This window comes from Ohtaekwangia sp., from assembly GCF_036568665.1.
In the GTDB taxonomy this organism is placed as follows: Bacteria; Bacteroidota; Bacteroidia; order Cytophagales; family Cyclobacteriaceae; genus Ohtaekwangia.
Genome location: NZ_DATCSD010000280.1, coordinates 1 through 9,233, shown reverse-complemented (window position 1 = coordinate 9,233; position 9,233 = coordinate 1). Strand labels below are relative to the sequence as shown.

The following is a 9,233-nucleotide window of genomic DNA, read 5'->3' as shown; positions in this document are numbered from 1 at the left end:
GTGCTATAGAATTACAGGATATCATCAAGCCCGGTATACGCGAACGCTTTGAGCGCCTGCGCAAGATGGGCGTAAAAACAGTAATGGTAACGGGCGACAATCCATTAACCGCTAAATATATAGCACAGAAAGCCGGTGTAGATGATTTTATAGCGGAAGCCAAACCGGAGGACAAGATGGAATATATACGAAAGGAACAAGCCGGTGGTAAACTCGTTGCCATGATGGGCGATGGTACCAACGATGCGCCTGCCCTTGCGCAAGCCGATGTGGGTGTAGCCATGAACAGCGGTACAGCCGCAGCCAAGGAAGCCGGTAACATGGTAGACCTTGATAACGACCCAACCAAGTTGATTGAAGTGGTAGAGATCGGCAAACAATTACTGATGACACGCGGAACGCTTACTACCTTTAGTATAGCCAACGATGTTGCCAAGTATTTTGCTATCGTACCGGCATTGTTCATCACATCTATACCCGCTTTGCAAAGTATGAACATTATGAACCTGGTGAGTCCGCAGAGCGCTATACTTTCTGCGGTGATCTTCAACGCTATTATTATACCCTTGCTTATACCGCTGGCCTTGCGTGGTGTTGCCTATAAGCCCATTGGCGCTGCGGCATTGCTGCGCAGAAACCTGCTGGTATATGGCCTCGGTGGAATTATAGTGCCCTTTGCCGGCATTAAACTTATCGACATGGTAGTATCTGCTCTTATCTAAAACACAACGGCAGGCCTGGACGACAACAGGTATACATCTCCGGGCCTGCCTTAATATATACTTTATGAAAAAACACATTTTATCAGCCGTATTGTTAACCCTCTGTTGCATTGTATTCTTTTGCGTGATCTATACCGCTGCTATCTGGGGAATAGCGCAACTCGCACCCAACCACGGCAACGGAGAAACGATAGTATACGAAGGCGGTAACTATGGCTTTGCCAACGTAGGGCAATCTTTTACAGCCGATCAATATTTCTGGTCACGTCCTTCGGCCGTAAATTATAATGCGGCAGGTTCTGCCGGCAGTAACAAAGGTCCTTCAAACCCTGATTACCTCGCGCAGGTACAGGCACGCATCGATACATTTCTGGTTCACAACCCGGCTATTGTAAAGGAACATATACCGGCCGAACTGGTAACAGCCTCAGGCAGCGGACTTGATCCGCACCTTTCACCCGAAGCTGCCAACGTACAGGTTGCACGCATTGCACATATTCGTCATATCAACGAGCAAACATTAACCGATTTGGTAAAGGTATATACCGAATCACCACTGTTCGGCCCATCGTATGTAAATGTATTGAAACTGAACATTGCACTTGATCACCTGAAATAAACAGTCCTGCATATACAGGCCAGCATGCAGGGAATATATACCTTGCATGCTTCCTGTATTTAATACGCTATCACCACCAGACACATGAAACACAGTATTTTATTTCTTATCAGTGTTACACTATCTCTTTCCTGTTTTGCACAGGAAGATCCACCCAAACCATCGCCCTTTACGATAAGCGGCTACGTGGAAACATACTATATCTACGATTTTAACAAGCCGGCCAACAATACACGTCCCGGATTTATATATGCGTTCAATCGCCACAACGAAGTAAACCTCAACATCGGCATGATCAAGGGCTCGTATAACACCGATCATGTCCGTGCTAATCTTGCGCTCATGGCCGGTACGTATCCCAATGCCAACCTGGCATCCGAGCCGGGTGTACTGAAAAATATATACGAAGGCAATGTTGGCGTTAAACTTTCTTCGAAGAAAAACCTGTGGGTAGATGCCGGTATATTTACCTCGCACATCGGTTTTGAAAGTGCCATCAGTAAAGATTGCTGGAATCTTACGCGCAGCATCCTGGCCGATAACTCACCGTACTATGAAGCAGGTGCCAAAGTATCCTATACATCTGACAATGAAAAATGGTTTCTGTCGGCACTGATACTCAACGGCTGGCAGCGCATGCAGCGGGTGGAAGGAAATTCATTACCCTCGTTCGGAACACAGATCACTTTCAAACCTTCATCGTCCGTTACACTCAACAGCAGTACATTTATAGGAACTGACAAACCTGACAGTGCACGGCAGATGCGTTACTTCCATAATTTCTATGGTATATTTCAGATAAATGAAAAGCTGGGCATTACGGCAGGCTTTGATTATGGTATAGAAGAAAAAAATCCGGAGTCAGGTTCGTTCAATACCTGGTACTCTCCCGTGCTCATTGTACGCTATGCCATCAGTGCCAAAGTAACAGCTGCCGCCCGTGGGGAATATTATAGTGATAAGCATGGCGTAATTATAGCCACCGGTACTCCCAACGGATTCAGAACTACCGGTTACTCTTTCAACATTGATTACCAGGTTGCCACCAATGTAGTATGGCGCACCGAGATCCGCAGTCTTAACGGAAAAGATGCGACCTTTGTGAGAGACAACCGGCCGGTAAAGAACGATACTTTCGTGGGTACATCACTCGCAGTAAGCTTTTAATAATCATGCAAGAGCAGGAAAAAGAAAAATCGGTTGAACATTTTCTGAACCTCATTCGCAGATCGAAGCGGGGAAAGTTCAAAGTATATATCGGTATGAGTGCCGGTGTAGGAAAAACTTTTCGTATGCTGCAGGAGGCACACAGTCTTTTAAAGAATGGTGTTGATGTAAAGATCGGGTATATAGAAACACACAACCGGAAAGAAACTGCTGCACTTACAGAAGGACTTGCCTTCATTGAACGTAAAAAAGCTTTTTACAAAGGCAAAGAGTTGGAAGAGATGGACCTGCAAGCTATACTCAACCTGCACCCCGAAGTAGTTATTGTAGATGAGCTGGCACACACCAATATACCCGGTGGTAAAAATGAAAAACGCTGGCAGGATGTAATTGATATACTGGAAGCAGGCATTAATGTGATCAGCGCGCTGAACATCCAGCACATTGAAAGTATCAATGAAGAAGTACGCATTATTACCGGTATAGAAGTAAGCGAACGCGTGCCCGATAAAATACTGCAACTGGCAGACGAGGTAGTAAATATAGACCTCACGGCCGATGAACTGATAGCCCGGCTGAAAGAAGGCAAAATATACCACCCCGATAAAGTAGAGATTGCCCTGCGGAATTTCTTTCAACCGGAAAAAATTCTGCAATTGCGCGAGCTCGCCCTAAAAGAGGTGGCTTCGCAGGTGGAACGAAAAGTAGATACCGAGATCACCATTGATACACGGCTTCGTCACGAGCGATTTCTTGCGTGCATCAGCAGCAATGCAGACACCGCGCGGATGATTATTCGCAAAACGGCACGCCTTGCTAGCTACTATAACTCTAAGTGGTATGTGCTCTATGTGCAAACGCCCAGCGAAGATGTTAACCGCATCAAGCTTTCGGTGCAACGGCATCTCATCAATAATTTTAAATTAGCTACCGAGCTGGGAGCCGAAGTACTACAGGTAAAAAGTAAAAATATACCGGCCACGATGGTAAAGGTTGCCGAAGAAAAACAGATCACTACGGTATGCATCGGCAAGCCGCATCTTCACCTGTGGCAACTCATCCTGAAAACCAATACCTTTAATCAGCTTCTGAACAAGCTCTCGCATTCGGATGCCGACTTAATTATACTGTCATGAGTATTAAAACAAAAGTAGCGCTTGGTGTGGTTTTTCTCTTTACAGCGATCCTGGCCATTGGCGGTATAGGCCTGTATTACCTGCACGAACTTTCCAGCGATACACAAAACATTATCCGCAATAACTACGAAACGCTGCAGTATACCAAACGTATTCTTGATGCATCCAACAAAGATATACTCATCGTTGCCGACTCTGTTGAGAAAAATATACTGCTTCAGGAAAGCAACATTACCGAACCAGGCGAGCGCGACCTTACTATAAAACTGCGCAGCCTTTTTGAAGAGTATAAGAACGGTCGCAGAGACAGTGTTACACTTTCCGGACTTCGCAGCACAGCCTTGGCTATACAAGACCTGAATCTCAAAGCCATCATCCGCAAAAATGATGTGGCACAGGAAACTGCTTCGCGTGCCTCTACCTATGTGGTAATTATACTCTCGGTGTTTGCTATACTCGCCTTTACCTTCATTGTAAATTTTCCCGGCTATGTAGCCAATCCGATCATACAGCTTACGTCCGGTATAAAATCGATCGCGAATAAAAATTATGAAGAGCGCCTGCACTTTGATCGCAAAGATGAGTTTGAAGAATTAGCGCAGGCCTTTAACCAGATGGCCGAGAAGCTGGATGAGTATGAACACAGCAATCTCTCGCGTGTGATCTTCGAGAAGAAACGTCTGGAGACTATCATCAACCGCATGACTGACCCGGTGATCGGCCTGGACGAACGCAAGAAAGTTGTATTCGCCAACGATCAGGCTATAGCTTTTTTGAGTGTAACGAAAGATCAACTCATTGGTCGCTATGCACCAGATGTTGCTGTGGAGAATGACTTGCTGCGCAACCTCATACGCGAAGGAAATCCGAAGGAAGAAAGTAATCTTGTAAAAGTAGTACTGGGTGGTAAAGAAAATTACTTCTCCCGCGAGAGTATCACCATTCAATATACACCTACCGGTGAAAAAAATGCCGCGATGATCGGGCAGGTATTGTTACTCAAAAATGTAACACCTTTTAAAGAGCTTGATCTCGCCAAGACAAATTTCATCGCCACGGTTTCGCACGAATTGAAAACTCCGATTGCTTCACTCCAAATGTGCACGCGACTATTACAGGATAAGCGTGTAGGCGAACTCAATCATGAGCAGGAAAGTATAGCGAAGACGATGAACGATGAGATCACGCGACTATCCAAAATAACCCATGAGCTGCTCGACCTGGCACAGGTAGAAACGGGTAACATCCGGTTAAATATACAGCTCGCTGATCCAAAAGATATTATACAGTTTGCCCGCGAGGCCGTAAAGTTTCAGGCCGAGCGAAAGCACGTTGCTATAGAAGCGCTGGTAGAAGAAAATATACCCGCCATTCAGGCTGATGCTGATAAGACTACATGGGTATTGGTAAACCTGTTAACCAATGCTATTCGCTATAGTCCGGAGAACGGACGTATAGTCTTGCAATGTTACAAGCAAAACTCAGTGGTAAAATTTTCGGTGCAGGATTTCGGTCCCGGTATAGATGCTAAATTCGTTGACCGGCTGTTTGAAAAATTCTTCCAGATACCCGGCACTCCTTCGGGCACAGGACTGGGATTATCTATAGCTAAAGAATTTATAGAATCACAAGGCGGGAAAATCGGTGTGGAGAGTAGTGAAGGTAAAGGGTCTATATTTTCATTTACCTTGCCGGTATAATTGTCTCCCGCAGATCTCGCAGATATTCGCAGAAATATATGGCATAGCTTTCGACTTTTAACTGGCAAATTGCGAGAGTGGCAAGTATATTTCTGTATTTAATCTGCGTTAATCTGCGAGATCTGCGGGAAATAAAAAAGGCTACCCTTGCGAGCAGCCCCTTTATCTACCAAACCAAATCAAAAACTAAACACCTGCAACCAGATCAAGGTCTAGTTCAAAATCATTTGAGATCGCTTTGTCACCGAGGTTATCAAAGAAGCTTGATGAACCATAGCGAATATCATACTTGGTACGATCTACTACAATCTTTGCTTTTGCTGTCAGTTTCTTGCCATCGTTCTTGATGGTAGCTGGAAACTCGATATCGTTCGTGATACCTTTAATAGTAAGTTTACCTTTCACTATATATTCATCGCCAGCTTTCGGTGTTACTGATGCGATCGTGAAAGTTGCTTTCGGGAATTTAGCCACGTTAAAGAAGTCTTCGTTCTTCAGGTGACCTACCAGTTTACCGTTTGCTCCGGCATCTTTCAGATCGGTTACTGTAAGAGACGCGAGGTCGATCTCGAACGTACCTTGTTTAATGATCTTTCCTTCTGTAGTCAGTTCACCTGCTGACAATGGAACTGTACCAGTGTGTTGGCCAGTAACTTTCTTGCCTGTCCATACCAGTGTGCTGGCTTTCGGATCAACTTTGAATTTTACCGGTGCAGGTTTTGTAAACGACAACAGGGTTACCACCATCAGGGCAAAAATCGTGGCGCGGAACAAATGTGCATTCTTCATGTGCATAATAATTTAGGTCAATGATTAATATTAATGAGTTTCGTTATGCGTATGCAGAGCATACAGGACAGTCACCCCGTATACTATACAGACGACCTTTTAAGGCGATCAAATATAAAATGGTGGAAGTACTACTGGTGGATCGTTAACAAAACATTAACAATTGCAACGGAGGGGTGTATTGTACATCCCTATGTCATACCCGTCCCTCCTGTTTCCCCTGTAATCTGTCGTAAAAGTATAAACAAAATCGAAAAAACAAAAGTCTATAGATTTTATAGACTAAAAGTTTTTATTTTTGTCCGTACGAATTTATACTCACCCACCAGGAGGACATGATTCGCTGATCCGAATTTTAATTCTGATACACCATGGACCAAAAATTGAATCTTGTAGCATTCATTATTCCCGCTTTTTTTCTTTTCCTGGCACTGGAATATCTGCTCGCCCGCAAACGTGGCAAGAGTAAATATTTTACATACGAAAACTCCATCGCCAATATTTCCATCGGCATTGCCGAGCGATTGCTCAACCTGCTTATTACCGGAAGTTTCTATAGTTTGTTCTACTATATATACCAGCACTACGCCTTGTTCAATATACCCAACCGCTGGCCAATATGGATAGCGTTGTTACTGACTACTGACCTGATCTGGTACTGGTATCACCGGCTGGGGCACGAGATCAATGTGATGTGGGGCGCACATATCGTGCACCATCACAGCGAAGATTTTAATTATACGGTTTCTGCACGCATTACTACGCTGCAGGCGGTTATCCGGAATTTATTCTGGTGTATACTTCCCTTCATTGGTTTTCATCCGGCCATGGTCATTGCTATCCTGGTAGTACACGGCACGTATTCGTTCTTTACGCATACCCAACTCATTGGCAAACTGGGGTTCCTTGAATATATACTTATCACGCCTTCGCACCATCGGGTACATCACGCTTCCAACGAAAAGTATCTGAACAAAAATTATGGCGACATCTTTATTTTTTGGGATAAACTGTTTGGCACGTTTCAAAAAGAAGAAGAAGAGCCGGTATATGGACTCACGCATCCTTTAAAGCGCCATAGTTTTCTGTGGCAACATTTTCATTATTACTTTGAACTTGCCGAAGCCTGCCGCAGAAGCGGAAGTATAGTAAAGTCGCTCCGGATAATTTTTGGTAAACCAGAAGATATAGACCAGACTATACGCGAAGACCTGGAGAACGCACTGCTCCCTCCGAGAATAAATTTCCGTTCAACGTTCCGTTTTAAAGTGTATCTTAACCTGCAACTGCTGGCCAGTATTTTAGGGCTATTCTCTTTTACCCTATTTTTCTTCGAACTGGATGTGGTCGAATGCACGCTGATCATAGCACTGATCCTGATCACACTCATCAACTGTGGCGCGTTGCTCGAACAACAACAATGGATATACTTCCTGGAAATAGCGCGATTGCTCATCGCCTGCAGCTATATCAGCTACCTCAGCGAGAGCTTTGGCTTCTTCTGTATCGGCACTATAGGTGTGTTGGTGATAGCCACGATGAACTCTTTTGAAAGAATGTATTTCCGGTTTGTGTATGACGAACAGTAGTGTCCAAAGCTCAAAGAGTGAAAATTTAGTGTTTCCTGTATAAACAAAGAGACCGTCATTGCTGACGGTCTCTGAAATATTAATACTCCTAACCAACAACGAGGATTTTAAAATCAACAACCATTTTTACTCAATCAATATTTTCCGTGTAACCTGCCGGTTATCCAATTGTACGCGGAGCAGATATACTCCATGGGCAGCTCCGGACAGGTCAATCACTTCTTCCTGTTTTTGCAGGGTTTGTGATTTTACAACGGTACCGCTGGTGTTCACAACCTGCAGGCCGGCTGTGTTCTTTAACCCGTTGATGCGGATAGTGGTCTCTCCCCTCTTCACCGGGTTAGGATATACCGATACCCGTGTTTCATCATCCGGTATATATTCAGCCGGTACACCGAAGCGGGCTCCGGTGTTGCTGTTCAACACGAGGCTTCCGAAGGCGGACGTGTTCTCATAATTGTTGACGGCTCCATTCCACACGGCTTGTCCTTCGCGTGAACCGCCATTGTCATCGTCATCGTAGCCTACATCAAAGCCGAGGGTTATACCGTTGGCCGGTGTTACATTCAACTGCGACCACGGTATACTCAGCTCTACGCTATAGCCACCACTAATCGCAGCCCAGGCATGCTGCACACCGGTAACACTGAGCTTGGCAAACAAGGCAGAGTTGTTATACCCTTTGATGAACTGGTTATCCCGGCCATCGTAAGTGGAGAGTTTATTGTTGTTAGCATCAATGTATATCTCCACGGCATCGTTCTCCCATATATCAGGCGAGTCGTTATATAGGGAGGCATCCAATACCTTCACACCTATATACAGGTTGGTGTTATCCCACAATACTCCAAAGGTCACGGTGTTGTTCGGAGTATTTACCGTGTTCTTGCTCACCGCACGGGTAACATTCCACGAAGATTCGTTGAGTGTACCATCTACGGTTATAGTACTCACGCGTTGATAGCAGGTAATTACACCGGCAGGATCACCGGATGTACCGGCAACACTTACCTGTACCTGATCAGTAGCCGTTAGCGAACCATCACTCACCGTCAGTTGAAATACATATATACTTCCGTTGGTTAATCCGCTAACAGTAGGTGATGCTGTAGTAGCATTCGTGATGGTGGCTGCGGGGCCACTCACTTTCGTCCAGCTATAGGTTACAGCCGTTCCATCCGGATCTGAACCTGAGCCACTCAGCGTAACCGATGTTGTTCCGGAAGCTAATGAAAGGTCGGAGCCTGCATTGGCAACAGGAGGCTGGTTAACGGGACCACTACACGTAGTAAGATATACTGTTCCGAATACGCCCGGGTTTTGCCAGGCGGTTGTGTTGGTAGCGAAAGAAGCGGTTTGTGCATCGCGCGTTCCTCCGTTGTCGTCATCATCTACCTGTACATCGAGGCCGATTGCTTTTCCGAGGGCGGGCGTTACTCCTATGGTCGACCAGGGTATAGATGCTTCCAGTATATATCCGTTGCCGCTGGCATACATGCTGAATGCTATAC

General features: G+C 45.3%; 9 protein-coding genes. 7 read left to right on the top strand and 2 right to left on the bottom strand.

The annotated features are described in order from the left end of the window. The 5 genes from VIN08_RS15495 to VIN08_RS15475 form a co-directional block, all read left to right on the top strand. On the top strand, positions 1-722 hold a 722-nt coding region (locus VIN08_RS15495), incomplete at its 5' end, for an HAD-IC family P-type ATPase (RefSeq protein WP_331966909.1). Between the two features lie 64 nt (positions 723-786). Beyond that, the gene (locus VIN08_RS15490; protein ID WP_331966907.1) at positions 787-1,341 is read left to right on the top strand and encodes a K(+)-transporting ATPase subunit C; all 555 of its coding nucleotides are present in this window, start codon (positions 787-789) and stop codon (positions 1,339-1,341) included. Between the two features lie 84 nt (positions 1,342-1,425). Further along, entirely contained in the window at positions 1,426-2,508 is a 1,083-nt protein-coding gene (locus VIN08_RS15485; RefSeq protein ID WP_331966905.1) for a porin, read from the top strand. 5 nt (positions 2,509-2,513) lie between these two features. Then, the gene (locus VIN08_RS15480; protein ID WP_331966903.1) at positions 2,514-3,644 is read left to right on the top strand and encodes a sensor protein KdpD; all 1,131 of its coding nucleotides are present in this window, start codon (positions 2,514-2,516) and stop codon (positions 3,642-3,644) included. Further along, entirely contained in the window at positions 3,641-5,344 is a 1,704-nt protein-coding gene (locus tag VIN08_RS15475; protein WP_331966901.1) for an ATP-binding protein, read from the top strand. Before VIN08_RS15480 ends, VIN08_RS15475 begins: the two co-directional genes overlap by 4 nt. A gap of 186 nt (positions 5,345-5,530) precedes the next feature. On the opposite strand, the gene VIN08_RS15470 is transcribed toward VIN08_RS15475, so the two are convergent. Continuing rightward, entirely contained in the window at positions 5,531-6,133 is a 603-nt protein-coding gene (locus VIN08_RS15470; RefSeq protein WP_331966899.1) for a YceI family protein, read from the bottom strand. 20 nt (positions 6,134-6,153) lie between these two features. Here VIN08_RS15470 and VIN08_RS15465 point away from each other — a divergent pair, with 20 nt between their 5' ends. Next, complete coding sequence (locus VIN08_RS15465) at positions 6,154-6,282, top strand: hypothetical protein (RefSeq protein ID WP_331966897.1); 129 nt, start codon at positions 6,154-6,156, stop codon at positions 6,280-6,282. Between the two features lie 222 nt (positions 6,283-6,504). Beyond that, positions 6,505-7,722, top strand: a complete 1,218-nt coding sequence (locus VIN08_RS15460; protein ID WP_331966895.1) for a sterol desaturase family protein — start codon at positions 6,505-6,507, stop codon at positions 7,720-7,722. Positions 7,723-7,848: 126 nt separating this feature from the next. Here VIN08_RS15460 and VIN08_RS15455 read toward each other — a convergent pair. Next, on the bottom strand, positions 7,849-9,233 hold a 1,385-nt coding region (locus VIN08_RS15455), incomplete at its 5' end, for a sugar-binding protein (protein WP_331966893.1).

Bases quoted from the DNA above. Each gene is read 5' to 3' on its own strand.
- VIN08_RS15490 (WP_331966907.1), top strand. From the start codon at position 787: ATGAAAAAACACATTTTATCAGCCGTATTGTTAACCCTCTGTTGCATT.
- VIN08_RS15485 (WP_331966905.1), top strand. From the start codon at position 1,426: ATGAAACACAGTATTTTATTTCTTATCAGTGTTACACTATCTCTTTCC.
- VIN08_RS15480 (WP_331966903.1), top strand. From the start codon at position 2,514: ATGCAAGAGCAGGAAAAAGAAAAATCGGTTGAACATTTTCTGAACCTC.
- VIN08_RS15475 (WP_331966901.1), top strand. From the start codon at position 3,641: ATGAGTATTAAAACAAAAGTAGCGCTTGGTGTGGTTTTTCTCTTTACA.
- VIN08_RS15470 (WP_331966899.1), bottom strand. From the start codon at position 6,133: ATGAAGAATGCACATTTGTTCCGCGCCACGATTTTTGCCCTGATGGTG.
- VIN08_RS15465 (WP_331966897.1), top strand. From the start codon at position 6,154: ATGATTAATATTAATGAGTTTCGTTATGCGTATGCAGAGCATACAGGA.
- VIN08_RS15460 (WP_331966895.1), top strand. From the start codon at position 6,505: ATGGACCAAAAATTGAATCTTGTAGCATTCATTATTCCCGCTTTTTTT.